The organism is Geodermatophilus sp. SYSU D01105 (assembly GCF_054050095.1).
The window spans coordinates 209,136-233,720 of record NZ_JBJGYR010000003.1; the positions used below are offsets into that span (position 1 = coordinate 209,136).

General features: G+C 76.4%; 27 protein-coding genes and 1 riboswitch. Of the genes, 20 read left to right on the forward strand and 7 right to left on the reverse strand.

Translation table 11 applies throughout. From position 1 onward, the window contains the following. Nucleotides 1–137 precede the first annotated feature (137 nt). Genes ACI79I_RS04015 through ACI79I_RS04025 form a run of 3 tightly spaced genes read right to left on the reverse strand, consistent with a single transcriptional unit; the run spans nt 138 to nt 1,984 of the window. On the reverse strand, nt 138–1,199 hold the full coding sequence (locus ACI79I_RS04015; protein ID WP_456990976.1) for an AbrB family transcriptional regulator: 1,062 nt from the start codon (nt 1,197–1,199) through the stop codon (nt 138–140). Nucleotides 1,200–1,247: 48 nt separating this feature from the next. Beyond that, on the reverse strand, nt 1,248–1,541 hold the full coding sequence (locus tag ACI79I_RS04020; RefSeq protein WP_456990977.1) for a transcriptional regulator: 294 nt from the start codon (nt 1,539–1,541) through the stop codon (nt 1,248–1,250). Next, nucleotides 1,538–1,984, reverse strand: a complete 447-nt coding sequence (locus ACI79I_RS04025) for a hypothetical protein (RefSeq protein WP_456990978.1) — start codon at nt 1,982–1,984, stop codon at nt 1,538–1,540. The genes ACI79I_RS04020 and ACI79I_RS04025 overlap by 4 nt, the downstream gene beginning before the upstream one ends. 104 nt (nt 1,985–2,088) lie before the next feature. Continuing rightward, nucleotides 2,089–2,215: riboswitch (cobalamin riboswitch) on the forward strand. A gap of 57 nt (nt 2,216–2,272) precedes the next feature. Between ACI79I_RS04025 and ACI79I_RS04030 the strand changes: the two genes are divergently transcribed. From ACI79I_RS04030 to cobA, 11 genes are all read left to right on the forward strand, one after another. Beyond that, a complete protein-coding gene (locus ACI79I_RS04030) occupies nt 2,273–4,312 on the forward strand; it encodes a putative cobaltochelatase (RefSeq protein ID WP_456990979.1) in 2,040 nt (679 codons plus the stop codon). A 16-nt stretch (nt 4,313–4,328) separates the two neighbouring features. Beyond that, nucleotides 4,329–4,928, forward strand: coding sequence for a cob(I)yrinic acid a,c-diamide adenosyltransferase (gene cobO, locus ACI79I_RS04035; protein ID WP_456990980.1), 600 nt, complete (start codon nt 4,329–4,331; stop codon nt 4,926–4,928). Next, a complete protein-coding gene (locus tag ACI79I_RS04040; protein WP_456990981.1) occupies nt 4,925–6,310 on the forward strand; it encodes a cobyrinate a,c-diamide synthase in 1,386 nt (461 codons plus the stop codon). Before cobO ends, ACI79I_RS04040 begins: the two co-directional genes overlap by 4 nt. Further along, complete coding sequence (locus tag ACI79I_RS04045; protein ID WP_456990982.1) at nt 6,297–7,022, forward strand: energy-coupling factor ABC transporter permease; 726 nt, start codon at nt 6,297–6,299, stop codon at nt 7,020–7,022. Before ACI79I_RS04040 ends, ACI79I_RS04045 begins: the two co-directional genes overlap by 14 nt. Next, nucleotides 7,019–7,378 (forward strand): energy-coupling factor ABC transporter substrate-binding protein, encoded by a 360-nt coding sequence (locus ACI79I_RS04050; RefSeq protein ID WP_456990983.1) that lies wholly within the window; start codon nt 7,019–7,021, stop codon nt 7,376–7,378. The genes ACI79I_RS04045 and ACI79I_RS04050 overlap by 4 nt, the downstream gene beginning before the upstream one ends. Beyond that, complete coding sequence (cbiQ, locus tag ACI79I_RS04055; RefSeq protein WP_456990984.1) at nt 7,375–8,109, forward strand: cobalt ECF transporter T component CbiQ; 735 nt, start codon at nt 7,375–7,377, stop codon at nt 8,107–8,109. The genes ACI79I_RS04050 and cbiQ overlap by 4 nt, the downstream gene beginning before the upstream one ends. Continuing rightward, nucleotides 8,106–8,945: an energy-coupling factor ABC transporter ATP-binding protein gene (locus ACI79I_RS04060; RefSeq protein WP_456990985.1), complete on the forward strand. Its 840-nt coding sequence runs from the start codon at nt 8,106–8,108 to the stop codon at nt 8,943–8,945. Before cbiQ ends, ACI79I_RS04060 begins: the two co-directional genes overlap by 4 nt. Further along, nucleotides 8,942–9,289, forward strand: coding sequence for a cobalamin biosynthesis protein (locus ACI79I_RS04065; RefSeq protein ID WP_456990986.1), 348 nt, complete (start codon nt 8,942–8,944; stop codon nt 9,287–9,289). Before ACI79I_RS04060 ends, ACI79I_RS04065 begins: the two co-directional genes overlap by 4 nt. Continuing rightward, complete coding sequence (cobC, locus tag ACI79I_RS04070) at nt 9,282–10,361, forward strand: Rv2231c family pyridoxal phosphate-dependent protein CobC (protein ID WP_456990987.1); 1,080 nt, start codon at nt 9,282–9,284, stop codon at nt 10,359–10,361. The genes ACI79I_RS04065 and cobC overlap by 8 nt, the downstream gene beginning before the upstream one ends. A gap of 44 nt (nt 10,362–10,405) precedes the next feature. Beyond that, nucleotides 10,406–11,458, forward strand: coding sequence for a nicotinate-nucleotide--dimethylbenzimidazole phosphoribosyltransferase (gene cobT / locus ACI79I_RS04075; protein WP_456991058.1), 1,053 nt, complete (start codon nt 10,406–10,408; stop codon nt 11,456–11,458). Nucleotides 11,459–11,531: 73 nt separating this feature from the next. Then, nucleotides 11,532–12,791, forward strand: a complete 1,260-nt coding sequence (cobA, locus tag ACI79I_RS04080; RefSeq protein WP_456990988.1) for a uroporphyrinogen-III C-methyltransferase — start codon at nt 11,532–11,534, stop codon at nt 12,789–12,791. A 43-nt stretch (nt 12,792–12,834) separates the two neighbouring features. Here cobA and ACI79I_RS04085 read toward each other — a convergent pair whose 3' ends face one another. Then, nucleotides 12,835–13,419: a hypothetical protein gene (locus tag ACI79I_RS04085; protein ID WP_456990989.1), complete on the reverse strand. Its 585-nt coding sequence runs from the start codon at nt 13,417–13,419 to the stop codon at nt 12,835–12,837. Nucleotides 13,420–13,496: 77 nt separating this feature from the next. On the opposite strand from ACI79I_RS04085, the gene ACI79I_RS04090 reads away from it, so the two are divergent. The 3 genes from ACI79I_RS04090 to ACI79I_RS04100 are packed head-to-tail and all read left to right on the forward strand — an operon-like array spanning nt 13,497 to nt 15,576. After that, nucleotides 13,497–14,420, forward strand: a complete 924-nt coding sequence (locus ACI79I_RS04090; RefSeq protein ID WP_456990990.1) for an ABC transporter ATP-binding protein — start codon at nt 13,497–13,499, stop codon at nt 14,418–14,420. Beyond that, nucleotides 14,417–15,298, forward strand: coding sequence for an ABC transporter permease (locus ACI79I_RS04095; RefSeq protein WP_456990991.1), 882 nt, complete (start codon nt 14,417–14,419; stop codon nt 15,296–15,298). The genes ACI79I_RS04090 and ACI79I_RS04095 overlap by 4 nt, the downstream gene beginning before the upstream one ends. After that, the gene (locus ACI79I_RS04100; RefSeq protein WP_456990992.1) at nt 15,295–15,576 is read left to right on the forward strand and encodes a helix-turn-helix transcriptional regulator; all 282 of its coding nucleotides are present in this window, start codon (nt 15,295–15,297) and stop codon (nt 15,574–15,576) included. The genes ACI79I_RS04095 and ACI79I_RS04100 overlap by 4 nt, the downstream gene beginning before the upstream one ends. A 73-nt stretch (nt 15,577–15,649) precedes the next feature. Here ACI79I_RS04100 and ygiD read toward each other — a convergent pair whose 3' ends face one another. Next, nucleotides 15,650–16,501 (reverse strand): 4,5-DOPA-extradiol-dioxygenase, encoded by an 852-nt coding sequence (ygiD, locus tag ACI79I_RS04105; protein WP_456990993.1) that lies wholly within the window; start codon nt 16,499–16,501, stop codon nt 15,650–15,652. A gap of 95 nt (nt 16,502–16,596) precedes the next feature. Further along, entirely contained in the window at nt 16,597–17,067 is a 471-nt protein-coding gene (gene soxR / locus ACI79I_RS04110; RefSeq protein WP_456990994.1) for a redox-sensitive transcriptional activator SoxR, read from the reverse strand. 70 nt (nt 17,068–17,137) lie between these two features. Here soxR and ACI79I_RS04115 point away from each other — a divergent pair, with 70 nt between their 5' ends. The 3 genes from ACI79I_RS04115 (at nt 17,138) to hflX (ending at nt 20,146) form a co-directional block, all read left to right on the forward strand. Continuing rightward, a complete protein-coding gene (locus ACI79I_RS04115) occupies nt 17,138–17,833 on the forward strand; it encodes an SDR family NAD(P)-dependent oxidoreductase (protein WP_456990995.1) in 696 nt (231 codons plus the stop codon). Next, the gene (locus ACI79I_RS04120; protein ID WP_456990996.1) at nt 17,830–18,849 is read left to right on the forward strand and encodes an S-adenosylmethionine:tRNA ribosyltransferase-isomerase; all 1,020 of its coding nucleotides are present in this window, start codon (nt 17,830–17,832) and stop codon (nt 18,847–18,849) included. Before ACI79I_RS04115 ends, ACI79I_RS04120 begins: the two co-directional genes overlap by 4 nt. A gap of 154 nt (nt 18,850–19,003) precedes the next feature. Continuing rightward, complete coding sequence (gene hflX / locus ACI79I_RS04125) at nt 19,004–20,146, forward strand: GTPase HflX (protein ID WP_456990997.1); 1,143 nt, start codon at nt 19,004–19,006, stop codon at nt 20,144–20,146. Here hflX and ACI79I_RS04130 read toward each other — a convergent pair. Further along, complete coding sequence (locus ACI79I_RS04130) at nt 20,143–20,856, reverse strand: (2Fe-2S)-binding protein (protein ID WP_456990999.1); 714 nt, start codon at nt 20,854–20,856, stop codon at nt 20,143–20,145. The genes hflX and ACI79I_RS04130 overlap by 4 nt on opposite strands. A gap of 149 nt (nt 20,857–21,005) precedes the next feature. Between ACI79I_RS04130 and acs the strand changes: the two genes are divergently transcribed. The 3 genes from acs to ACI79I_RS04145 all read left to right on the forward strand — a co-directional run bounded on the left by acs (nt 21,006) and on the right by ACI79I_RS04145 (nt 24,582). Next, nucleotides 21,006–22,955, forward strand: a complete 1,950-nt coding sequence (gene acs / locus ACI79I_RS04135) for an acetate--CoA ligase (RefSeq protein WP_456991000.1) — start codon at nt 21,006–21,008, stop codon at nt 22,953–22,955. A 150-nt stretch (nt 22,956–23,105) separates the two neighbouring features. After that, nucleotides 23,106–23,609: a phage holin family protein gene (locus tag ACI79I_RS04140; RefSeq protein WP_456991001.1), complete on the forward strand. Its 504-nt coding sequence runs from the start codon at nt 23,106–23,108 to the stop codon at nt 23,607–23,609. A 22-nt stretch (nt 23,610–23,631) separates the two neighbouring features. Next, the gene (locus ACI79I_RS04145) at nt 23,632–24,582 is read left to right on the forward strand and encodes an alpha/beta fold hydrolase (protein ID WP_456991002.1); all 951 of its coding nucleotides are present in this window, start codon (nt 23,632–23,634) and stop codon (nt 24,580–24,582) included. Nucleotides 24,583–24,585 lie beyond the last annotated feature (3 nt).

Here is a 24,585-nt window from a genome sequence, read left to right on the forward strand (position 1 = left end):
TCCCTCGCGTCCGTGTCCCTCGCGTCCGTGCCCGTCGTGTCCTCCGCCAGCGTCCTCACCTCCCTCGCGCCCGGTCGAGGGTAGGCCCGACCGGCGACCGAGGGGGCTGCTCGGAGGGGTGACGAGGCCGACGCCGGTCAGCCGGCGCGGCGCAGCCACCGTGCCAGCAGCGGCGCCGACAGCAGCATCACGAACAGCCGCAGCACCTGGACGGCGAGCACGAAGGTGGCGTCGGCCCCTCCGTCCTGCGCGGTGGCCAGCACCGCGTACAGGCCGCCGGGAGTGGTGGCGAGGTAGGCGTCGAGCGCGCTCGCGTCGGTCGTGACGGTCAGCACCGCGCCCAGGCCCGCGCAGGTGACGACCAGGCCCAGGATGACCGCCAGCGCCAGGGGCAGCGCCCGGCCGACGGTGCGCAGGCTCTCCCGCGTGAAGTTGAGGCCGACCATCAGGCCGATGACGAGGAACGCGCCCAGCTCCAGCGGCTCGGGGACCTGAGCGCCCCGCGACAGCCCGCTGAGGTGGAGCGCGGCGGCCACCAGCATCGGCCCGAGCAGCGAGGGCACCGGGATCCGCAGCAGCCGGGCCGCCGGCAGGCCGACGAGGACGCAGACCGCGGCGAAGAGCAGCCCGGCCGGCCAACCGGGTCCGGCCTCGCCGGCCGTCGTCCCCCCGGACCCGGGTGATGCGCCGAACACGCCGGTCGCCACCAGCGGCATGAGGACGACGATGAGCAGCACCCGCAGGTACTGGAGGACGGCGACCATCCGCTCGTCGGCGCCCAGCTCCCGGGACATCGCGGTGATGCCCGACGCGCCACCGGCGATCATGGCGAAGGCGCCGGTCACCGGGCTGATCCCGGGCTGCAGCCGCATCAGCAGCCCGGCCAGCAGGGTCAGCACCAGCGTGCCGACCACGACCAGCAGGACCGGCAGCCAGTCCTCGCCGATCGCGGCGAGCGTCTCCGGGTCGACCAGCGCCCCGATGGAGACCCCGATCAGGCCCTGGGCGGCGAGCACCCCCGGGCGCGGCACCGCGAGCCGCCGCCGTCCGGCCAGCCCCCGGACCAGCCCGGCCAGCAGGCCGCCGAACAGCGAGGACGAGGGCAGGTCGAAGGTGTCGAAGGCGAGCGTCGCGACCACCGCGCCCGCGACGACCAGCGCCGCGTCCCCCAGCCGGACGATGCGCCCCCTCCCCGCCACGGCGCCCACTCTGCCGGTCGGCGCGGACACCCCGCGTGCAGGGGGCTCTCAGGCGCCGGTGATCCGCCGCAGCTCGGCGACGTGCGCGTCGAAGGCCGTGCGCCCGGTCTTCGTCAGCGACAGGCTGGTCCGCTGGCGCGAGGCGATCGTGGCCTTCTGCACCTTCACGTAGCCGGCCGCCTCCAGCTGCTTGACGTGCTTGGAGAGCACCGAGTCGCTGACCCCCACGGCGTCGCGGACGGCGGCGAACTCCATGGTGTCGACCGCGGCGAGCAGGCCGCAGATCTGCAGCCGGGGCGGTGGGTGGATGACGGTGTCGAAGTGCGGCGCGACCACGGTCACAGCGACGTCCGCAGCTCGGCGACCAGCTTGCGGCCCCAGTACCGGCCGAACACGACGACGGCCACCCCGAGCACGGCGCCCGCGACCACCATCGCCCACCGCTGGTCGAAGCCCTCCGCCAGCACGAACGCCGCGACGAGCACGGGCAGCACCACGGCCGTCCACGCCGCCATGGCGCCCCAGGTCACGTTCACCCAGATGCCGGTGATCCGGCGATAGGCCGCCACCAGGGCGCCGAGTCCGGCGCAGAAGACGATCAGCGCCGGGAAGGTCACCCAGAGCGAGTCGACGGCGTAGGAGGCCAGGAAGCCGAACAGCAGCAACCCGAGCGTGACGTCGTACCACCACGGTGCCCGGACCCGGTCGGCCAGCGCGACCCGGTCCGCCCGGAGGGTGGCCAGCTGGGCGGCCGCGGTGTCCCGGTCGATCGCGTCGTTTTCCATGTCGGAAAGAGTGGACCATGACTTTCCGATCCGTCAAGAGACGGGGGGCTGTCGGCGCGGCGCCGTGCCGTGGTTGCATGACCGGGCCACAGCGACGGCAGTGGAGGAAGCCCGGTGAGATTCCGGCGCGGTCCCGCCACTGTGACCGGGGAGTACGCCCCCACGCTCGGCCACTGTCCCCCCGGGGACGGGAAGGTCGGGGGCGGACGACGATCCGGCAGCCAGGAGACTCCCGCCGTCGTCCCTGCTCCCTCCGGGCGTGGACACCCGGGGAGGAAGGACGCCCGGGTGACCTATCCCTTCGGCGCCGTCGTCGGCATGGACGACATGCGTCTCGCACTGCTGCTCAACGCCGTCTCCCCCGCGGTCGGGGGGGTGCTGGTCCGGGGCGAGAAGGGGACGGCGAAGTCGACGACGGTGCGCGCGCTGGCCGCCGTCCTCCCGCCGGTGGACGTCGTGGCCGGTTGCCGGTTCGCCTGCGCCCCCGCCGCCCCGGACCCGGCCTGCCCGGACGGCCCGCACGACGCGCAGACGCCCGGGCAGACGCGGCCGGCGCGCCTGGTCGAGCTGCCGGTCGGCGCCTCCGAGGACCGGGTCGTCGGCTCGCTGGACCTGGAGCGGGCGCTCACCGAGGGCGTCAAGGCCTTCGAGCCGGGCCTGCTCGCCGCCGCGCACCGCGGCCTGCTCTACGTCGACGAGGTCAACCTGCTGCACGACCACCTGGTCGACCTGCTGCTGGACGCCGCCGCGCTGGGCACCGCCTACGTCGAGCGCGAGGGCGTGTCGGTGCGGCACGCGGCGCGGTTCCTGCTCGTCGGCACGATGAACCCCGAGGAGGGCGAGCTCCGCCCGCAGCTGCTCGACCGGTTCGGGCTGACGGTGGAGGTGGCCGCGCCGCGGGACCCGGAGGTCCGCGCCGAGGTGGTGCGCCGGCGGTTCGCCTTCGACGCCGACCCGGCCGGGTTCACCGTGACGTGGTCGGCCGAGGAGGGTGCCCTGGCCGCGCGGATCGCCGCCGCCCGGGCCCGGCTGCCGCACGTCGTCCTCTCCGACGACGCGCTGCGCCAGGTGACCGCGGTCTGCGCCGCCTTCGACGTCGACGGGCTGCGCGCGGACCTGGTCACCGCCCGCGCCGCGATCGCGCACGCCGCCTGGTGCGGTCGCGACGAGGTGACCGAGGAGGACGTGCGGGCGGCCGCCCGGCTGGCGCTGCCGCACCGCCGTCGGCGCAACCCCTTCGACGCGCCGGGCCTGGACGAGCAGACGCTGGACCGGGCCCTCGAGGACTCCCGCCCCGACGAGCCCGAGGACGACGGCCCGTCCGGCGGCGGCCCCGAGGACGACGGCCCCGGGGACGGCGGCCCGGGCGGCGGCCCGGCCCCCGACACCGGGTCCCCACCCCCCGGTGTCGGAGGCGACACCGCCGGATCGGGCCCCGAACCGCCGGTGTCGCCTCCGACACCGCAGGAGGGCGGCGGTCCCGGGCCCGCGCCGGAGCGGGCCGCCGTGGCCCCCGACGAGGCGTTCCGCGCGCGCCGGCTGGAGGTCCCCGGCGTCGGTGCGGGGGTCGCCGGGCGGCGCTCCCGGGCACGCGCCGAGCGGGGCCGGGTGGTCGGCTCGACCCGCCCCCGCGGCCCCGTCACGCGGCTGCACCTGACCGACACCGTGCTCGCCGCCGCGCCGCACCAGGCCGCCCGCGGCCGCACCGGGCCGGGCCTGCGGATCGCCGGTGAGGACCTGCGCCAGGCCACGCTCGAGGGCCGCGAGGGCAACCTGGTCCTCTTCGTCGTCGACGCCAGCGGCTCGATGGGGTCGCGCTCGCGGATGGGCGCGGTGAAGGGCGCCGTCCTCTCCCTGCTGCTCGACGCCTACCAGCGGCGGGACAAGGTCGGCCTGGTCACCTTCCGGGGCACCGGCGCCGACCTGGCGCTGCCGCCGACGTGGTCGGTCGAGGCTGCCGCGGCCCGGCTTCGCGAGCTGCCCACCGGCGGGCGCACCCCGCTGGCAGCGGGCCTGCTGCGCGCGCACGAGACGCTCCGGGTGGAGCGGGTCCGGGACCCGCAGCGCCGTCCGCTGCTGGTCGTCGTCACCGACGGGCGGGCGACGGGAGCCCGCGGCAGCGCCGCGGTGGCCGACGCGCACGCCGCCGCCGGCCTGCTCGCCGCCGCCGGGATCGCGGGCGTCGTCGTCGACTGCGAGTCCGGACCGGTGCGCCTCGGCCTGGCCGGCGCGCTCGGCGCCGCCCTCGGCGCACGGACCCTGCGGCTGGAGGAGCTGGCCGCCGAGTCGCTGGCCGCGACCGTGCGCTCCGTCCGCGAGGCGGCCTGAGGTGCCCCGGGGGCAGGTGGCGGTCACCCCGGACGACGGGCTGACCACGAGGGCCCGGCGCAACCGGCCGATCCTCGCCGTGCACACCGGCGAGATGAAGGGCAAGTCGACCGCCGCGTTCGGCATGGCCATGCGGGCGTGGAACCAGGGCTGGCCGATCGCGGTCTACCAGTTCGTCAAGAGCGCCAAGTGGAAGGTGGGCGAGGAGAACGCGCTCACCGCACTGGGCCGGCTGCACGAGCAGACCGGCGAGGGCGGGCCGGTGGTCTGGCACAAGATGGGCTCGGGCTGGAGCTGGTCGCGCCGCCAGGGGACCGAGGTCGACCACGCCGCCGACGCCGCCGAGGGCTGGGCGCAGATCAAGCGCGACCTCGCCGCCGAGGCCCACCGGTTCTACGTGCTCGACGAGTTCACCTACCCGCTGACGTGGGGCTGGGTGGACGTCGACGACGTGGTGCGGACGCTGGTGGACCGGCCCGGCAGCCAGCACGTCGTCGTCACCGGCCGGAACGCCCCGCCGGCCCTCGTCGCGGCCGCCGACCTCGTCGTGGAGATGACCAAGGTCAAGCACCCGATGGACGCCGGCCAGAAGGGCCAGCGGGGGATCGAGTGGTGACCGTCGCCGTCCCGCGCGTGGTGGTCGCCGCACCGTCGAGCAACGCGGGCAAGACGTCGGTCGCGACCGGACTGGTCGCCGCGCTCACCGCCCGCGGACTGGCCGTCTCCCCGCACAAGGTCGGCCCCGACTACATCGACCCGGGCTACACCGGCCTGGCCGCGGGCCGGCCCGGGCGCAACCTCGACCCGGTGCTCGTGGGCGAGCAGCGGGTGGTCCCGCTGTTCCTGCACGGGGCCCGCGGCGCCGACGTCGCGGTCGTCGAGGGGGTCATGGGCCTGTTCGACGGCGCCACCTCCCCCACCGTCGAGCCGGGGTTCGCCTCGACCGCGCACGTCGCCCGGTTGCTGCGCGCGCCGGTCGTGCTCGTCGTCGACGCCTCGGCCCAGGCGCAGAGCGTCGCGGCGCTCGTGCACGGCTTCGCCACGTTCGACCCGTCCGTGCGGATGGGCGGCGTCGTGCTCAACCGGGTGGGCAGCGACCGCCACGAGGAGGTCCTGCGCGATGCCCTCGGCGGGTCCGGGGTGCCCGTGCTGGGGGCGATCCGGCGGCTCGACGAGCTGGGCACCCCCTCCCGGCACCTGGGCCTGGTGCCCGCAGCCGAGCGGTCCGCCGAGGCGCTGACGACGGTGCGGCGGCTCGGCGAGGTGGTGGCGGGCGCGCTCGACCTGGATGCCGTCCTGCGGCTGGCCCGCTCGGCCCCGGCCCTGGACGCCGCCCCGTGGGACCCCGCCGCCGAGGTGGACCGGGTCGAGGGCCGGCCGCGGATCGCCGTCGCCGGGGGTGCGGCGTTCACCTTCGGCTACGCGGAGAACGCCGAGCTGCTGGAGGCCGCGGGCGCCGCGGTGGTGACCGTCGACCCGCTGCGCGACGAGCACCTGCCCGAGGGCACGGCGGGGCTGGTGGTCGGCGGCGGCTTCCCCGAGGTGCACGCCGCGGAGCTGTCGGCCAACGCCGCGCTGCGGGCCGAGGTCGCCGGGCTGGCGCGGCGCGGCGCCCCGGTCGCCGCCGAGTGCGCGGGGCTGCTGTACCTGGCCCGCAGCCTGGACGGGGTCCCGATGTGCGGGGTGCTGCCCGCCGACGCGGCCATGTCGCCGGGTCTGACCCTCGGTTACCGCGAGGCCGTCGCGCTCACCGACTCGGTGCTCGCGGCGGCCGGGACGCGGGTGCGCGGGCACGAGTTCCACCGCACGGTCGTCACGCCGGGCGCCGGGGTGAGCCCGGCCTGGCGGTGGCCGGGATCCGGGCCGGAGGGGTTCGTCGCCGGGAGCGTGCACGCCTCCTACCTGCACCTGCACTGGGCCGGTTCCCCGGGGATGGCCTCCCGCCTCGTCGCCGCGGCCGCGCGGCTCCCGGAAGGGGCACCGCATGCACATCGCTGAGGGCTTCCTGCCCCCGGCCCACGCGATCGGCTGGACGGTCGCCGCGGCCCCGTTCGTGGTGCACGGCGCGCGGGCCGTGGTCAGGGAGGTCCGCGAGAACCCGGAGTCGACGCTGCTGCTCGGCGCCGCGGGTGCCTTCACCTTCGTGCTCAGCGCGATCAAGCTGCCGTCGGTCACCGGGAGCTCGAGCCACCCGACCGGCACGGGCCTGGGGGCGATCCTCTTCCGACCACCCGTGATGGCCCTGCTGGGCACCGTCGTCCTGCTGTTCCAGGCCCTGCTGCTGGCCCACGGCGGGCTCACCACGCTGGGTGCCAACGCGTTCTCGCTGGCGGTCGTCGGCCCCTGGGCGGGCTTCGGCGCGTACCTGCTCACCCGCCGGGTGAGCGGCAGCCTGCTCGGCGCGGTGTTCGTCGGAGTGGCGGTGGCCGACCTCGCCACCTACGTCACGACGTCCCTGCAGCTGGCGCTGGCGTTCCCCGACGCGGAGAGCGGCCTCGCGGGCGCCGTGGCCAAGTTCCTCGGCGTCTTCGCCGTCACCCAGATCCCGCTCGCGCTGGCCGAGGGACTGCTCGGCGTGCTGCTGTTCCGGGTGCTCACCGTCAACGCCCGGCCGGAGCTGGAGCGGCTGGGCACCCTCCGCCGTCCGGCCGAGCCGACGGCCGCGCCGGCGCCCCCGGCCGCCCCGGCGACCGAGGAGGGGCAGCGGTGAACCGGCGGCACGTGGTCACCGCCCTGCTCGTGCTGGGCGTGGTGGCGCTCGTCGCCGTCCCGCTGGTCCTGCACGTCGGCAACTCGGAGTTCGGCGGCACCGACGGCCGGGCCACCGAGCTGATCGAGGAGTCGGGCTACTCCCCGTGGTTCGAGTCGGTCTTCTCCCCCGGGTCCTCCGAGCTCGAGTCCGGGCTGTTCGCCCTGCAGGCCGCGGCCGGTGCGGGGGTGCTCGGGTACGTGCTCGGGCGGCTGCACGGCCGGCGCGCCCTCCGCGAGGCCCGAACGGCGGCGGCGGAGGAGGCGGAGGCGGCGACCGGGGCCGGACCCGCGCCCGCGGAGACGCCCCGGCCGTGAGCTCCCTGGCGATCGACGACGCCGCCTGGGCCAGCGCCTGGCGCCGCCGGGCCCCCGGCGACAAGCTGCTGCTGTCGCTGGGCCTGGTGGTCTGCGCGCTGGTCCTGCCGGCCTGGCCGGGCAGCGTCCTGGTCGGGGGGACCGCGGTCGTCCTCGCCCTCGGCCCTGCCCGGGTGCCGGCCCGCCTCTTCGGCCGGGTGGTGCGCTGGCCGCTGGCCTTCACCGCCGTCGGGACCCTCACCGCCGTGGTCTCGGTCGGCGACGGCGGCCTGGGCTGGGCCCCGGATGCCGCCGCGCGCGCCGGCGCCCTGGCCGGCCACGCGCTGGCCGGGAGCGCGGCGGTGCTGCTGCTGGCCACCACCACGCCGGTGTCGGACCTGCTGCCGGCCCTGCGGAGCCTGCGGGTGCCCGCGGCGGTGGTCGAGGTCGCCGCGGTCACCTACCGCATGCTGTTCGTGCTGCTGGGGAGCCTGCGCGCGGTCCGGGAGGCGCAGGCGGCACGGATGGGCTACTCGACGTGGCGGCGGTCCTCCCGGTCCTCCGGGGCGCTGGCCGCCGCCGTGCTGACCCGCTCCTGGGACCGCGCCCGCCGCATGCAGGAGGGCCTCGCCGGCCGCGGCATGGAGACCGGCCTGCGGGTGCTCCCGGAGCCGCTCCCGTCGTCCCGGGCCTTCCTCGCGGGGACGGCCGCCGGGCTCGCGGCCCTGGTCTCGGTCGGGCTGCTCGCATGAGCCACCGCACGCTGACCGCCACGGGACTGGTGGCCGGGTACGAGCGGGGACGCCGCGTCCTCGACGGCGCCTCGCTGACCGTGCCGGCCGGACGGCGGCTCGCGGTGCTCGGCGCCAACGGCTCGGGCAAGACCACGCTGCTGCGGTGCCTGTCGGGCGCGCTGGTGCCGACGGCCGGCACGGTCGCCGTCGACGGGGAGCGGCTGCAGCACAGCCGCCGCGGCCTGCGGGCGCACCGGCAGGAGGTCCAGCTCGTCCTGCAGGACCCGGACGACCAGCTGTTCAGCGCCTCGGTGGCCCAGGACGTCTCGTTCGGCCCGCTCAACCTCGGGCTGCCGGACGACGCCGTCCGCGCGCGGGTGGCCGAGGCGCTGGACCTGCTCGGCGTGACGCAGCTGGCCGGCCGGCCCACCCACCAGCTCTCCTACGGGGAGCGCAAGCGGGTGGCGATCGCCGGCGCGGTCGCCATGCGTCCCTGCGTGCTGCTGCTCGACGAGCCCACCGCCGGGCTCGACCCGTCGGCGGTCGTCGAGGCGCTGGCCGCGCTCGAGCGGCTGCGGCAGAACGGCTCGACGGTGGTGATGAGCACCCACGACGTCGACCTGGCGCTGCGCTGGGCCGACGAGGTGGCCGTGGTCGTCGACCGCGCGGTGGTGCAGGGCCCGCCCGCCGAGGTGCTCGCCGACGACGCCCTGCTCGCCCGTGCCCGGCTGGACCGGCCCTGGGCGCTGACGGTGGGCGCCCGGCTGCGCGCGCTGGGCCTGCTCCCCGACGGCGCCCTCCCCCGCGACGCCGACGAGCTGCTGGCCGCCCTGCCCCAGGGAGCCGCACCGTGATCGTGGTCGGCGTCGGCGCGCGCCCCGGGGTCGCCGCCGCGGAGGTCCTGGCCGCGGTCGACGCCGTCCTGCCCGCCGGCGCGGACGGCGTCCGGCTGGCCACGCTCGACGCCCGCGCCGGCGAGCCCGGCCTGGTGGAGGCCGCGGCCGGGCGCGGCTGGGAGCTGACGGCGCACCCCGCCGTCGCGCTGGCCGCCGTCCCGGTGCCCTCGCCATCGGCGCGGGTGGCCGCCGCGGTGGGGACACCGTCGGTCGCCGAGGCCGCGGCCCTGCTCGGCGGGGGGACGCTGCTGGTCGGGCGCACGGTGGTCGGCCGGGTCACGGTGGCGGTGGCCGATGCGTGAACCCGACCTCGACCACCACGGCGACGCGGAGCTCGCCCCCGGCCTGGTCGACCTCGCCGTCAACGTCCGCACCGGCACCCCGCCGGCGTGGCTGCGGGCGGTGCTGCACGAGGCGCTCGACGCCAGCGCCGCCTATCCCGACGCCGGCCCCGCCCGGGCCGCGGTCGCCGCGGCCCACGGCCGCCCGCCCGGGGAGGTGTTGCTCACCGCGGGAGCGGCCGAGGCGTTCACGCTGGTCGCCCGGGCGCTGCGGCCGCGGCGGGCGGTCGTCGTCCACCCGTCGTTCACCGCGCCCGAGGCCGCGCTGCGCGCCGCGGGGCACCCGGTCCAGCGGCACCTGCTGGCGACGCCGGGGTACCGGCTGGACCCGGCTGCCGTGCCCGACGAGGCCGACCTGGTCGTGCTCGGCAACCCGACCAACCCGACCTCGGTGCTGCACGCCGCGGAGGACGTCGCCGCGCTGGCCCGGCCCGGTCGGGTGCTCGTGGTCGACGAGGCGTTCGCCGACACCGTGCCCGGCGAGCCCGAGTCGCTGGCCGGCCGCCGCGACCTGCCGGGGCTGCTCGTGGTCCGCAGCCTGACCAAGACCTGGGGCCTGGCCGGGCTCCGGGTGGGCTACTGCCTCGCCCCGGCCGACCTGGTGGCGACCCTCGCCGCCGCCCAGCCGCCCTGGCCGCTGGGCACCCCGGCCCTGGCCGCGCTCGTCGCGTGCACCGGCCCGGAGGCGCGCGCCGAGGCCGTCGCGGCGGCCCACCACCTCATCGACCACCGCGAGGTGCTGCTGCACGCCCTGCCACCGGGGGTGGAGGTGCTCGGGCAGCCCCGGTCGTCGTTCGTGCTGCTGCGGGTCCCCGACGGCGAGCGCGTCCGGACGGAGCTGCGCGCGCGGGGGTGGGCGGTGCGCCGGGGCGACACCTTCCCCGGTCTGGACGGCGACCACCTGCGCGTCGCCGTCCGCGCCCCGGCCACCTCGCGTGCGTTCGCCGCCGAGCTGGCTGCGATCCTGGAGGCGATCCCTCCCGCGCCACCGACGCCGCGGGCCGCGCCCCGCCTGCCCGAGGAGATCCCCTGAGCACCGACCCGGCCCCGTTCGCGGGCACCCTGCTGGCCGACACGATCGCCGCGATCGCGCCGCGCGACGCCGCGGCCGAGCGCGCCGCCCGCGACCGGCTGGACCGGATGACCAAGCCACCGGGCTCCCTGGGCGTGCTCGAGGACGTCGCGGCACAGCTGGCCGGCACCACCGGCGCGTGCCCGCCGCCGCTGCCCACCCCGGCCGCGGTCGCGGTCTTCGCCGGCGACCACGGCGTGCACGCCCAGGGGGTGACGCCCTGGCCGCAGGAGGTCACCGCGCAGATGGTGGTCAACCTCGCCCACGGGGGTGCGGTGGTCAACGCGTTCGCCGCCCAGCTCGGCGCGGACGTGGTGGTCGTGGACGTCGGGGTCGCCACCGGCTACGCGGTCGAGCCCGGCCCGGCGCTGCTCTCCCGAAATGTGCGTCCCGGTACCGCAGACCTCGCCGTGGGCCCCGCCATGACCCCCGACGAGGCCCGGCGGGCCGTCGAGGTCGGGATCGAGGTCGCCACCGACCTCGCCACCGGCCACGGCTGTCTGGTCACCGGCGACATGGGCATCACCAACACGACCGCGTCGGCCGCGCTGGTCTGCGCGTTCACCGGCGCGACCCCCGCGGAGGCGACCGGCCGGGGCACCGGCGTCGACGACCCGACGCTCGCCCGCAAGGTCGCGGTCGTCGCCCGCGCGGTCGGTCGCGTGCCGGTCCGGCCGACGACCCCGGAGGCGGCGCTGGGCGTCCTCGCCGAGGTGGGCGGCCTGGAGCACGCCGCGCTGGCGGGGTTCGTCCTCGGCGCCGCGGCCGCCCGCGTGCCGGTGCTGCTCGACGGCGTGATCGCGGGTTCCGCCGCCCTGGTCGCCGCCGCGCTGTGCCCGACCGCGCTGGAGCACGCGCTGGCCGGGCACACCTCGGCCGAGCCCGGGCACGCGATCGCCCTGCGCGCGCTCGGTCTGCGGCCGCTGCTCGGGCTCGACCTGCGCCTCGGCGAGGGCACCGGCGCCCTGCTGGCGCTGCCGCTGGTGACCAGCGCGGCGGCGGCGCTGCGCGACGTGGCCACGTTCGACTCCGCCGGGGTGACGGAGAAGGCCCGGTGAGCGCGCCCTCGAGTAGCCGCACGATCGTGGGGACGCCGTCCCCGGTCGCGACGGGCGCCGGCGAGGAGCGACCGTGAACGCCACCCCCGTCGACCCGGCCTCCGGGGTGGTCTATCCCGTGGGCCTGCGACTGCTCGACCGCCGGGTCGTGGTCGTGGGCGGTGGCCAGGTCGCGCACCGCCGCGTCGCCGGCCTGCTGGAGGCCCGGGCCCGCGTGACCGTGGTCAGCCCCGAGGTCACCCCGGCCCTGGAGGCGCTCGTGGGTCCGGGGGCGGTCACCTGGGTGCGCCGCTCCTACCGGCCCGGCGACCTCGACGGCGCCTGGTACGCGGTCGCCGCCACCGACGACCCCGCGGTCAACGCCACGGTCGCCGAGGAGGCCGAACGGGCCCGCGTCTTCTGCGCCCGCGCTGACGACCGGTCGGCGTCCAGCGTCTGGACCCCCGCCGTCGGCCGGCAGGGGGACCTCGTCGTGGGCGTCCACGGCGGCGGGGACCCCCAGCGGGCCGTCGCCGTCCGGGACGCGGTCGTCGCCGGGCTGACCGACGGCAGCATCCGCGACCGGGCGGCCCGCGCCGTGCCCGAGGGCCGGCCGGGGACCGTCGTCCTCGTCGGCGGCGGCCCCGGCGACCCGGGGTTGATCACCGTGCGCGGCCAGCAGGCGGTGTCGCAGGCCGACGTCGTCGTGGCCGACCACCTCGCGCCGCAGTCGCTGCTGGCCTCCCTGCCGCCCGACGTCGAGGTCATCGACGCCTCGAAGCTGCCCCGCGGCCGGTACATGGCCCAGGAGCAGATCAACGCGCTGCTGGTCGAGCACGCCAGGGCCGGGAAGCGGGTGGTGCGGCTCAAGGGCGGCGACCCGTTCGTCTTCGGCCGCGGGATGGAGGAGCTGGAGGCCTGCGCGGCGGCCGGCGTCCCGGTCGAGGTGGTCCCCGGGGTGACCAGCGCGATCGGCGTCCCCGGGCTGGCCGGCATCCCGGTCACCCACCGTGGGCTCACCCACGAGTTCGCCGTCGTCTCCGGGCACGTGCCGCCCGGGCACCCGCAGTCGCTGGTCGACTGGGCCGCACTCGGGCGGCTGCGCGGCACCCTCGTCGTCCTCATGGGCGTGGACACCGCCCCCGCGATCGCCGCGGCGCTCGTCGAGCACGGCCGCGACCCGGAGACCCCGGTCGCCGTCGTCGCGGACGGCTCGACGCCCACCCAGCGCACGGTGCGCACCACCCTCGCCGGTCTGGGCAGGACGCTGGCCGAGGAGGGCATCCGGCCACCCGCCGTCTGGGTCGTCGGCGAGGTGGTGCGGCTCGCCGCGGAGCTCGGCGCCCCTCGCTGACGGCCGCCGGGGGACGGCGTTCCCGCGGGAACGCCCGGGGCGGTCAGCCGGCCCCGCTGACCACGCGGGTCCGCAGCTCCCGGACGGCCGCGGCCGGGTCGTCGGCGTACAGGGCCACGCGGGCGACCGGGTCGTCCTGACCCGGGACGTGCACGGGCGGGTCGAGGCGCAGCTCGACGTTCGTGTCACCCATGACCGAGACCACCAGCCGGTCGCCGTCGCGGACGACGGTGCGCCGGTGCCCCGTCTCGACGCTGCGCCGCACCGCGGCCAGCCCGGCCAGTGGCACAGCCACCGACCGGAGGTGGCCGAACCGCAGCACCAGCTCGCCGTCCCGGACGACGTGCGGGTGCTGGCGCAGCGAGAGGCCGAAGCCGAGCACCCACACCAGCGCGTAGACCGACACGGCCAGCAGCACCCACCGCGCGACCTCCCACGGCAGCAGCACGTGCACCACCACGGTCTCGAGCGCGCCCAGCACGCACAGCACGCCCACCACGAGGCCGAAGCGGCCGGCGTAGGGCAGCGCCACCTCCCCGGGCCGGACGTCGTCGCGACCGCGCACCCCGTCGGCGAGCGCCCGGGCGATGCCGGCCTCCGACCGCACCACGCTCTGCAGCAACCCCATGCCGACATGTAAGCAGTTGTACTGTCGATGTAGTAGACCTACTATCGCCGCACCGATTAGCCCCGAGGGAGTGGCGAATGAGCGGGGACGCGCACGACCGGCCCGCCGTCCGGGTCCGCGGCCTGCGGATGAGGTACGGCCAGCACGAGGTCCTGACCGGCGTCGACTTCGACGTCCACGCCGGCGAGGTGGTCTGCCTCCTGGGACCCAACGGCGCCGGCAAGACGACCACGATCGAGGTGCTGGAGGGCTTCCGGCTGCGCTCGGCCGGCCACATCGAGGTGCTCGGCGTGGACCCGGCCTCCGCCGACGACGCGTGGCGGGCCCGCGTCGGCGTCGTCCTGCAGTCCTGGCGGGACCACGCCCGCTGGACGCCGCGCCGGCTGCTCACCCAGCTCGGCGGCTACTACCGGCCCTACGCCACGCCGGAACGGCCCCGCCCCTACGACGTCGACTGGCTGCTGGAGACCGTCGGTCTCACCGCGGACGCCGACCGCCGGATCGCCACCCTCTCCGGAGGCCGCCGGCGCCGGCTGGACGTCGCGGTCGGCATCATCGGCCGCCCCGAGCTGCTCTTCCTCGACGAGCCGACCGCCGGCTTCGACCCGCAGGCCCGCCGGGACTTCCACGACCTGGTGCACCGGCTCTCCGACCTGGAGGGCACGAGCATCCTGCTGACCACGCACGACCTCGGCGAGGCCGAGCGGCTGGCCGACCGGATCCTCATCCTCGCCGACGGCCGGATCGTCGCCGACGGCAGCGCCGAGGCCCTGACCCGGCAGGTCGCCGGTACCAGCGAGGTGCGCTGGACCCGCGGTGGCGAGCGGTTCGTGCACGCCACCGAGGACTCCACGGCCTTCGTCCGGCGGCTGTTCGAGCAGTACGGCGACGAGATCGCCGACCTCGAGGTGCACCGGGCCAGCCTGGAGGACACCTACATCGAGATGGTCGCCCGGCACGAGTCCGGCAGCCGGGCCGAGCTGGCGGAGGTGACCCGGTGACCCGGAGCGTCGAGGACAGCGGGCGGGTCGGCGCCGCGTACGCGGTCCGGCTCGGCCTGCGGCGCGGCTGGACGGAGTTCCTGCTCAGCGTGCGCAGCGCCCAGGACCAGGGCTTCTACCTGTTCATGGGCGTGGGCACGCTGGTCTTCCTGTGGTTCAACCGCGACACCGAGGTCGAGGGCACCGGCCTGCTCTACCCGTCGGTCGCGCTGCCGAGCATCCTCGCCGCGCTGGCGGCCTTCGGCGTGGTCATCGGCCCGGCGTTCGCTCTGGCGATGGAGCGCGAGGACGGCACCCTGCTGCGGCACAAGGCGCTGCCGCACGGCATGGAGGGCTATGTCACCGGCCAGGTGGTCTACCACTCGCTGAGCCTGTTCCCGATGCTGCTGGTGATCCTCGTGTCCGGCGCCCTGCTCTTCGACGGCGTCATGCCGCGGGGCGCAGGCGGCTGGCTCACCGTCGCCTGGGTGCTGGCCCTGGGCCTGCTGGCCACCCTGCCGCTGGGGATGGTCCTGGGCGCGGTGGTGCCCGGCACGCAGAAGGTCGGCACGTGGGGGATGCTGCCGGTCACCGTCGTGACCGTGATCTCCGGGATCTTCTTCCCGGTGCAGGCGCTGTGGGGCGGGGTGCAGACCGTCGCGCAGGTGTTCCCCACGTACTGGATCGGCCTGGGCATGCGCTCGGCGTTCCTGCCCGACTCGGCGGCCGCGGTCGAGCTGGGCGGCTCGTGGCGGACGGGGCACGCCGTCCTCGTGCTCGCCGCCTGGGCGGTCGCCGGGCTGCTGGTGACCCCGGTGGTGCTGCGGCGCATGGCCCGTCGGCAGTCCGGCTCGCAGGTGGCGGCGGCCCGCGACGCGGCGCTGCAGTGGGTCCGGTGAGTGCCGAGCGCACGGGGGACGCCGTCTACAACCGCATCGCCCTGCTCCGGGCCGAGCAGGGCGTCACCCGGCGGGAGCTGGCCGACGCCCTGGGCGTCCACTACCAGACCATCGGCTACCTGGAGCGCGGCGAGTACAACCCGAGCCTGCACCTGGCGCTGCGCATCGCGGAGTTCTTCGGCGTCCCGGTCGAGGTCGTCTTCTCCACGAGGCCGTTCCCGCGGATCAGCGACCTCGCCGGGCCCGCCGACGGGGACCGCCCGGCCGCCGCCGGCTGAGCCTCAGCGGCACGCCCGGCCCGGCCGACCTCGAGGCCTGCCGGGAGCTGGCCGCGACCGTCGCGGTCGGCCTCTAGATGTTCGCGCCGTCCGGCGGCGGGTCGTCGGGCAGCGGCGCGGCGAACCCACCCCCGTTGGCCGAGGGCGGGGTCATGCCCACGGTGTAGGCCGTCATCGACAGCGAGCCGTAGGCGTAGCCGTCGACCAGGACGTCGGCGGTGGTCCCGGTCGCCCCCGCCATCCCCGCGATGTAGAGCAGCGGCAGGAAGTGGTCCGGCGTCGGGACGGCGAGGTCGTAGTCGCGGTGCCCGTCGAGGCGGAGGACCTCGGTCGGCTCCAGCTGCATGAACTCCTGCGCCTGCTCGTCGAACCGGCGCGCCCAGTCGAAGCCGCCGTCGGGCATCGCGCGGCTGACCCCGCCGAGGTTGTGGACGACGTTCCCGCTGCCGATGACCAGGACGCCGTCCTCCCGCAGCGGTGCCAGCGAGGCGCCGAGCTGCAGGTGGTAGTCGAACGGCTTGAGCGCGTTGATCGACAGCTGCACGACCGGGATGTCGGCGTCGGGGAAGGCGTGCCGCAGCACCGACCAGGTGCCGTGGTCGATGCCCCAGCTGTCCAGGTCCGCGCCCACCCACGTCGGGTGCACGACGTCGGAGACCTCCTGGTGGAGCTCCGGCAGGCCCGGCGCGTCGTAGCTGACCTCGAACAGCTCGCGCGGGAAGCCGAAGAAGTCGTGGATGGTGCGCGGCCGCGGCATCGCCGTCACGGCCGTGGCGTGCACGTACCAGTGCGCCGAGACGACGAGGATCGCCCGCGGCCGGGGCACCGACTTCCCGAACGCCCGCCAGGCCTCGGTGTAGCGGTTGGTCTCCAGGGCGTTCATCGGGTTGCCGTGGCCGAAGAACGCGGCGGGCATGACGGACATGCGACCTCCCCCTCTCGACGGCGGTCGGTCGATCATCTCCCGCACCCGGCCCCGAGGCGAGATCGGCCGCCCCCACCCCGCGTCGGACCCGCTGGTCACCCCGCGTTGGACGTCGGCGGGACCCGCCGCAGCGCCGGCGAGAGCCAGCGCGCCCCGGGCCCCTCGCCCGCCGCGACGTCCCCGGGGTTGGACAGCGCGCACCGCGTCAGGGACAGGCAGCCGCAGCCGATGCACGAGGACAGCCCGTCGCGCAACTGCACCAGCGCCGCGATCTGCTCGTCGAGCCGGTCCCGCCAGCCCTGCGACAGCCGGGCCCAGTCCCGCGCGGACGGCGTCCGCCCCTCCGGGAGCGCCGACAGCGCCGCCCGGATCTCCGGCAGGGTCAGCCCCACGTTCTGCGCGGCCCGGATGAACGCCAGCCGGCGCAGCACGCTGCGCGGGAAGCGGCGTGCACCACCGGCCGTCCGGGACGCCGAGACCAGCCCCTGCGCCTCGTAGTACCGCAGCGCCGACGCGGCGATCCCGGCCCGCTCCGCCACCTGCCCGATCGTCAGTTCCTCGGCCACGACGACCTCCCTTCCTCAAGTCGACTCCAAGTATTGACCTCAAGTGCGGTTGAAGACCCACCGTGGCGCCATGACTCGCACAGCACTCGTCACCGGAGCGTCCCGCGGCCTCGGCGCCGCCCTCACCCAGGCCCTCGCACGGCGCGGCTGGCGGCTCGTCGTCGACGGCCGCGACCCCGACCGCCTCGCGGCGGCGGTCGCCGCGCTGCCCCGTCCCGACCTGGTCACGGCGGTTCCCGGCGACGTCTCCGACCCCTCCCACCGCGCGGCCCTCGCCGCAGCCGTCGGCGACCGCCTGGACCTGCTGGTCAGCAACGCCAGCGAGCTGGGCCCGACCCCGCTCCCCCGCCTCGCCGACCTGCCCGCGGCCGCCCTCGAGCGGGTGCTGGCGGTCAACACCGTCGCCCCCCTGGCGCTGCTGCAGGCGGTGCTGCCGGCGCTCGAACGGGCCGGCGGCACGGTGCTGCACGTGAGCAGCGACGCCGCGGTCGAGGCCTACGAGGGCTGGGGCGGGTACGGCGCGAGCAAGGCGGCGCTGGACCAGCTCACCGCCGTCCTCGCCGTCGAACACCCCGCACTGCGCGTCCACGCCGTCGACCCCGGCGACATGGCCACGGACATGCACCGCGCCGCCGACCCCGACGCGACCGGGCTGCCGGCTCCGGAGACGGTCGTCCCCGCGCTGCTGCGGCTGGTGGACGAGGACCTGCCCAGCGGCCGGTACCGCGTCGCTGAGCTCGCCACGACGGCGGGGGCCGGCCGGTGAGCACCGTGGTCATGGGCGCCGAGGCCACGGCGCCGCCCGAGCACCGCGGCCTGGCCCGCGACGGCGTCCGGCTGCTGGTTGCCCGGCCCGGCGCGCTGGGTGACGCCGTCTTCCGCGACCTCCCCGAGCACCTCGAGCCCGGTGACCTGGTCGTGGTCAACACCTCGGCGACGCTGCCCGCGCGGCTCGACGTCCGCCGCGCCGACGGCACGACCGTCCCGCTGCACGTGTCGACGGAGCTCGACGACGGCGACTGGGTGGTCGAGGTGCGCCGTCCGGACGGCGACGGGCCCGACCGCGGCGTCGAGCCGGGCAGCGAGCTGGACCTCCCCGGCGGGGTGCAGCTGCGGCTGCTCGCGGCGTTCCCCGACCCGGGCCGGCCCTCGCGGCTGTGGCGAGCCCGGCCCGAGCCGCACGTCGACCGGGTGGCCTACCTCGGACTGCACGGGCAGCCGATCCGCTACGGCTACGTCCGCGGGGCGCTGACCCTCGCCGACGCGCAGAACGTCTACGCGACCGAGCCGGGCAGCGCGGAGAACGCCAGCGCCGGCCGGCCGTTCACCGAGCGGGTGCTCGTCCGGCTCATGGCCCGCGGGGTGCCCGTCGTCCCGGTCGTGCTGCACGCCGGGGTCTCCAGCCCCGAGCTGCACGAGCCGCCGTCGCCGGAGCGCTTCGGCGTCCCGGAGGTCACCGCGCGGCTGGTCAACGCCACGCGGCAGGCCGGCCGGCGGGTGGTCGCCGTCGGCACGACCGTCACCCGCGCCCTGGAGACCGCGACCGGGGAGGACGGCGTCACGCGCCCGGCCGCCGGCTGGACCGACCTCGTCCTCGGCCCCGACCGCCCGGCCCGCGCGGTCACCGGCCTCGTCACCGGGCTGCACGCACCGGACGCCAGCCACCTGCTGCTGCTCGAGGCGGTCGCCGGGCGGGCCCTCGTCGAGCGGGCCTACGCCCACGCCGCCGCGGGCAGCTACCTCTGGCACGAGTACGGCGACACGATGCTGTTCCTGCCCTGAGCGGGGTACGACGGCGCAGGGGTGCCGCGCCGTCGTACTCCGGTGGCAGGACCGCCGGGCCGGGGGAACGCTGACGGTGCCGGAGAGGGCCAGGACGGCCCGTCCCTCCGGCCGCGGACCGGGCGGTGCGGCCCGGGTTCGGGGAGGCGGACACATGCCAGGGACGTGGCTGCTCGGCCCGGAGGCCGAGCGGGCCGACGGCGGAGTCGGGGACGGCGCCCGCGCGGTGCTGCTCGGCGTGCGGGCGGGGGACGACGGCGCCGCCGACCCCCTCGACGAGCTGGAGCGGCTGGCCGAGACCGACGGCGTGGACGTCGTCGGCCGGCTGGTGCAGGCCCGCGACCGGCCCGACCCGGCGACCTACCTGGGCTCGGGCAAGGTCAGCGAGCTGGCCGACCTGGTGCGGCAGCGCGACGCCGCCCTGGTGATCGCCGACGGCGACCTCTCCCCCGCGCAGGTGCGCAACCTGGAGGACCGCCTGGGCGCGCGGGTGGTCGACCGGACCGCGCTGATCCTCGACATCTTCGCCCAGCACGCCCGCAGCAGTGAGGGCAAGGCGCAGGTCGAGCTCGCCCAGCTGGCCTACCAGCTCCCGCGGCTGACCGGGCACGGCACGGAGCTGTCCCGCATCGGTGGCGGGCGGACGGCCGGCGGCGCGGGCACCGGCGTCCGCGGACCGGGTGAGATGCGGCTGGAGCGGCAGCGCCGCCACCTGCGGCGGCGGATCACCCAGCTGCGCCGCCAGGTGCAGGAGACCGCCCGGCGACGGGAACGGACCCGCCAGCGGCGCCGGCACAACCGGGTGCCCTCGGTGGCCCTGACCGGGTACACCAACGCCGGGAAGTCCGCGCTGATGAACCGGCTGGCCGGCGCCGACGTCCTGGTGCAGGACGCGCTGTTCGCCACGCTGGACCCGACCGTTCGCCAGGCCCGCACGCCGTCGGGCCGGGAGTACACCCTCAGCGACACCGTCGGCTTCGTCCGCCACCTGCCGCACCAGCTGGTCGACGCGTTCCGCTCCACCCTGGAGGAGGTCACGGAGGCCGATCTGGTGCTGCACGTCGTGGACGCCGCCGCCCCCGACGCGATGGCCCAGGTGACGACGGTCCGCGGCGTGCTCTACGAGATCGGCGCCCGCGACAAGGCCGAGCTGCTCGCGCTCAACAAGGTCGACATCGCCCCACCGGGATGGGTCGCCGCGCTGCGGGCGGCCTATCCCGACGCCGTCGCGGTCTCGGCGGTGACCGGGGAGGGGGTCGACGACCTGCGGCAGGCGATCGAGCGGCGCCTGGGCTAGCGCTGGCGCACCCGTTCCGCGGCGTCCTCCAACAGCACCCGCCGCTGCTCGGCGGGCCGGCGCGGGCAGGACGTGCACAGCGGCTCACCGGGCAGGCGGTACAGCAGGCAGCAGGACACCCGCCGCACGAACCGGACGCCGGTGACGTCGACGTAGCCCGGCACCGGCAGCGGCGGGCCGATCCCCGCGGCCAGCGGCGCGGCCAGGGCGGTCGCGCGGGGGACGTCGCCGAGCGCCCGCCCCAGCGCCAGCAGGCGGCCGGCCAGCGAGTCCGCCGCGATCGCCCACAGCGGCCGCGGGCGCACCCCGCCGGCCGCGGCCACCGCCGTCACGACGGCCGACAGCGACTCCCGCAGCTCGCCGGTCAGGTCGCCGCCGGGGGCCGCCGACGTCGCGGCGACCAGCGTCCCGCCGGCCAGGGCGTGCAGCGTGCTGTCGGCCAGCCGGGCCGACAGCGGCCGCCCGGTCACCAGCCCGGCCAGGGTGGGGGTGAGCAGCACCGTCGAGGCCGAGTACCACCAGACGGTGGCCAGCACCCGCCGGTCGTCGCTGCGGTACCGCTCCGCCAGGGTCGCGATCCGCCCGGCCGTCCAGTCCGCGTCGGCGAGCAGGACCGCGGGGAGCGCCCGCGCCGACGGGGGTGCCACCAGGCCCAGCGCGGCCGCCCCGGGCACCCGCGCGGCCACCTCGGCCTGCAGCGACGCCGTCACGCGGCCAGTCTGTCCGGCGCGCCGCGCCCGACTCCGCGCGGGCCTGCCACGGCGACGGTGCACGGGGCAGACGCGAGGCGGCCCCGGACCATACGGTGTGGCGGGGAGCACGTCGCGCCGTCGCGGCGTCGGACACGCAGGAGGTAGTCGTGAGCGAGACCACCGAGGTGGAGGGCCGCCGGTTCCCGGTGGCCGACGAGCTGGCCGCGCAGGCCAACGTGGGTCCCGACGTCTACGAGGAGGCGTCGCGCGACCGGCTGGCGTTCTGGGCGGAGCAGGCCCGGCGGCTGACCTGGGCCCAGCAGTGGGACGAGGTCCTCGACTGGAGCAACCCGCCCTTCGCCAAGTGGTTCGTCGGCGGCCGGCTCAACGTCGCCTACAACTGCGTCGACCGGCACGTCGAGGACGGCCACGGCGACCAGGTCGCCTACCACTGGGAGGGCGAGCCCGGCGACACGCGGACCATCACCTACGCCCAGCTGAAGGACGAGGTCTGCAAGGCCGCCAACGCGCTGCTCGAGTTGGGCGTCCAGGCCGGCGACCGGGTCGCCATCTACATGCCGATGATCCCGGAGACGGTCATCGCCATGCTCGCCTGCGCCCGCATCGGCGCGGTGCACATGGTGGTCTTCGGCGGCTTCTCCGCCGACGCCCTGGCCAGCCGGCTCGACGACTCCGGCGCCGTCCTGGTGATCACCGCCGACGGCGGCTACCGCCGCGGTGCACCCAGCGCGCTCAAGCCGGCGGTGGACGACGCCGTCGGTCGCGGCGGCGACGTGCGCAACGTCGTCGTGGTCAAGCGCACCGAGCAGGACGTCGAGTGGACCGAGGGCCGCGACCTGTGGTGGCACGACGTCGTCGACCGGCAGTCGACCGAGCACACACCCGAGGCGTTCGACGCCGAGCACCCGCTCTACATCATGTACACGTCGGGGACGACGGCGAAGCCGAAGGGCATCCTGCACACCAGCGGCGGCTACCTCACCCAGGTCGCCTACACCCACTGGGCCACCTTCGACCTCAAGCCCGACACCGACGTCTACTGGACCGCCGCCGACGTCGGCTGGGTCACCGGCCACAGCTACATCGTGTACGGACCGCTGGCCAACCGGGCGACGAGCGTCATGTACGAGGGGACGCCGGAGACCCCGCACCGCGGCCGCTGGTTCGAGCTCATCGAGAAGTACCGGGTCACCATCCTCTACACCGCCCCGACGGTGATCCGGACGTTCATGAAGTGGGGCGAGGACATCCCCGCCGGCTTCGACCTGACCAGCCTGCGCATCCTCGGCTCGGTCGGTGAGCCGATCAACCCCGAGGCCTGGCTCTGGTACCACGCGAACATCGGCGGCGGCCGCTGCCCGATCATGGACACCTGGTGGCAGACCGAGACCGGGGCGCACATGATCACCCCGCTGCCCGGCGTCACCAACCTCAAGCCCGGCTCGGCGCAGACGCCGTTCCCCGGCATCTCGGCCAAGGTCGTCGACGACGAGGGCAACGAGCTCGGCGACGACACCACCGGCCTGCTGGTGCTCACCGAGCCCTGGCCGTCGATGCTGCGCACCATCTGGGGCGACGACGACCGCTACGTCGACACCTACTGGTCGCGGTTCGGCAAGGACGTCTACTTCGCCGGGGATGGCGCCAAGAAGGACGCCGACGGTGACATCTGGCTGCTGGGCCGGGTGGACGACGTCATGAACGTGTCCGGCCACCGGATCTCCACCACCGAGGTGGAGTCCTCGCTGGTGGCCCACCCCGCGGTGGCCGAGGCCGCGGTCGTGGGGGCCAGCGACCCGACCACCGGGCAGGGCATCGTCGCCTTCGTCATCCTCCGCGGCAGCGCCGAGGACTCCGGCGACGACCTGGTCCAGACGCTGCGCCAGCACGTGGCCAAGGACATCGGCCCGATCGCCAAGCCGCGCCAGATCATGGTCGTGCAGGAGCTGCCCAAGACCCGGTCGGGCAAGATCATGCGCCGCCTGCTGCGCGACGTCGCCGAGAACCGCGAGCTGGGCGACGTCACCACGCTGACCGACTCGTCGGTGATGAACCTGATCAAGGACAAGCTGCCGGCGTCGTCCTCCGACGACTGAGCGGAGCGCGGGAGCGCAGGATCCCTGCGCTCCCGCACTCCGCTCGGGGGACACCGGGACGCGCGCCCGGTGATCATGGGGCACCATTCCTCCAGGTGGACCGCCCGCCGGGCGGCCCCAGAGTCGCCACCGACCCCAGGAGGTGCCCCCGTGGCCCACAGCGCATCGTCGACCCCGTCCCAGGGCCGGCTCGCCGGCGCGGAGGAGCCCTCCATCGGCGTGCTCGTGCAGAGCGCCATGGCCGACGTGTCGACGCTGATCCGCAGCGAGATCGAGCTGGCCAAGGCCGAGGTCGGGACGTCGGCGAAGAAGGCCGGCATCGGCGCCGGCGCGTTCGGCGCCGCGGGCGTCCTGCTCGCCTTCTCCGGGATCTTCCTGTTCGTCACCATCGCCGAGTTCATCACCTGGCTCGGCCTGCAGCGCTGGATCTCCTACCTGATCGTCTGGGTCTTCATCGTGCTGCTGGCCGCGATCGCCGCCCTGGTGGGACGCAGCCAGATCAAGAAGATCGAGAAGCCCGAGCGCACCATCGAGACGCTGCGCGAGCTGCCCGGGGTCGTGCACCGGGAGGCCCCCGGCGAGCGTCGCCGCGAGGTCCCGACGGTCAGCAACGGGCGGGTGCAGCTGCGCGGCAACGACAACTACACCGTCTGACCGGGGCGCCGCGCGCGGATCGGTGAGCGCCCCCGAGGAGGAGCCGCCCGACGCCACCAGCGTCCTGCTGCCCGGTCCCTGGACGCACCGCGACCTGTCGGCCAACGGTGTCCGGCTGCACGTGGCCGAGGCCGGCGAGGGTCCGCTGGTGCTGCTGCTGCACGGCTTCCCGGAGTTCTGGTGGGCCTGGCGCGCCCAGCTGCCCGCGCTGGCCGCGGCCGGCTTCCGCGCCGTCGCCCCGGACCTGCGCGGCTACGGCGGCAGCGACAAGCCGCCCCGCGGCTACGACCTGCCCACCGCGGCCGCGGACGTCGCCGCGCTGGTGCGGGCACTCGGGGAGCGGGACGCCGTCGTCGTGGGGCACGACTGGGGCGGGCTGGTGGCCTGGACGGTGGCGGCCCTGCACCCGCGCAGCGTCCGCCGGCTGGCCGTGCTGTCCATGGCGCACCCGCGGATGCTGCGTGCGGCGTTGCGGGACCGCGCCCAGCGACGGGCGCTGCGGCACGTCCTGGGCTTCCAGCTGCCGCGGCTGCCCGAGCGGCGCCTGACCCGCGCCGACGACGACCCGGTGGCCGAGCTGATGCGCCGGTGGGCCGGCCCGGCGTGGACCTCGACCGCCGACTTCGCCGAGGCGGTCGCCCGCTACCGGTCCGCGGCGCGCATCCCGCAGGCCGCCTACGGCTCGATGGAGTACTTCCGCTGGGCCGGCCGCTCCCAGCTGCGCCCGGACGGCCTGCGCTACGCCCGCCGGATGGCCGCACCGGTGACCGCCCCGACGCTGCAGCTGCACGGCGGCCTGGACGCCTGCGTGCTGCCCTCGTCGGCGCGCGGCTCGGGCCGCTACGTCGCCGGCGCCTACGAGTGGCGGGAGCTGGCCGGCATCGGGCACTTCCCGCACGAGGAGTCCGCCGACGAGGTCAGCGCCGCACTGGCCACCTGGGCCCGCGGCGAGCCGGCGAGCCGCAGGGGGTAGGGG

Excerpts from the sequence above, each read along its gene's own strand:
- ACI79I_RS04025 (WP_456990978.1), bottom strand. The coding sequence starts at position 1,984 with ATGGAAAACGACGCGATCGACCGGGACACCGCGGCCGCCCAGCTGGCC.
- ACI79I_RS04045 (WP_456990982.1), top strand. The coding sequence starts at position 6,297 with ATGCACATCGCTGAGGGCTTCCTGCCCCCGGCCCACGCGATCGGCTGG.
- ACI79I_RS04060 (WP_456990985.1), top strand. The coding sequence starts at position 8,106 with ATGAGCCACCGCACGCTGACCGCCACGGGACTGGTGGCCGGGTACGAG.
- cobC (WP_456990987.1), top strand. The coding sequence starts at position 9,282 with ATGCGTGAACCCGACCTCGACCACCACGGCGACGCGGAGCTCGCCCCC.
- ACI79I_RS04085 (WP_456990989.1), bottom strand. The coding sequence starts at position 13,419 with ATGGGGTTGCTGCAGAGCGTGGTGCGGTCGGAGGCCGGCATCGCCCGG.
- ACI79I_RS04090 (WP_456990990.1), top strand. The coding sequence starts at position 13,497 with ATGAGCGGGGACGCGCACGACCGGCCCGCCGTCCGGGTCCGCGGCCTG.
- ygiD (WP_456990993.1), bottom strand. The coding sequence starts at position 16,501 with ATGTCCGTCATGCCCGCCGCGTTCTTCGGCCACGGCAACCCGATGAAC.
- ACI79I_RS04115 (WP_456990995.1), top strand. The coding sequence starts at position 17,138 with ATGACTCGCACAGCACTCGTCACCGGAGCGTCCCGCGGCCTCGGCGCC.
- hflX (WP_456990997.1), top strand. The coding sequence starts at position 19,004 with ATGCCAGGGACGTGGCTGCTCGGCCCGGAGGCCGAGCGGGCCGACGGC.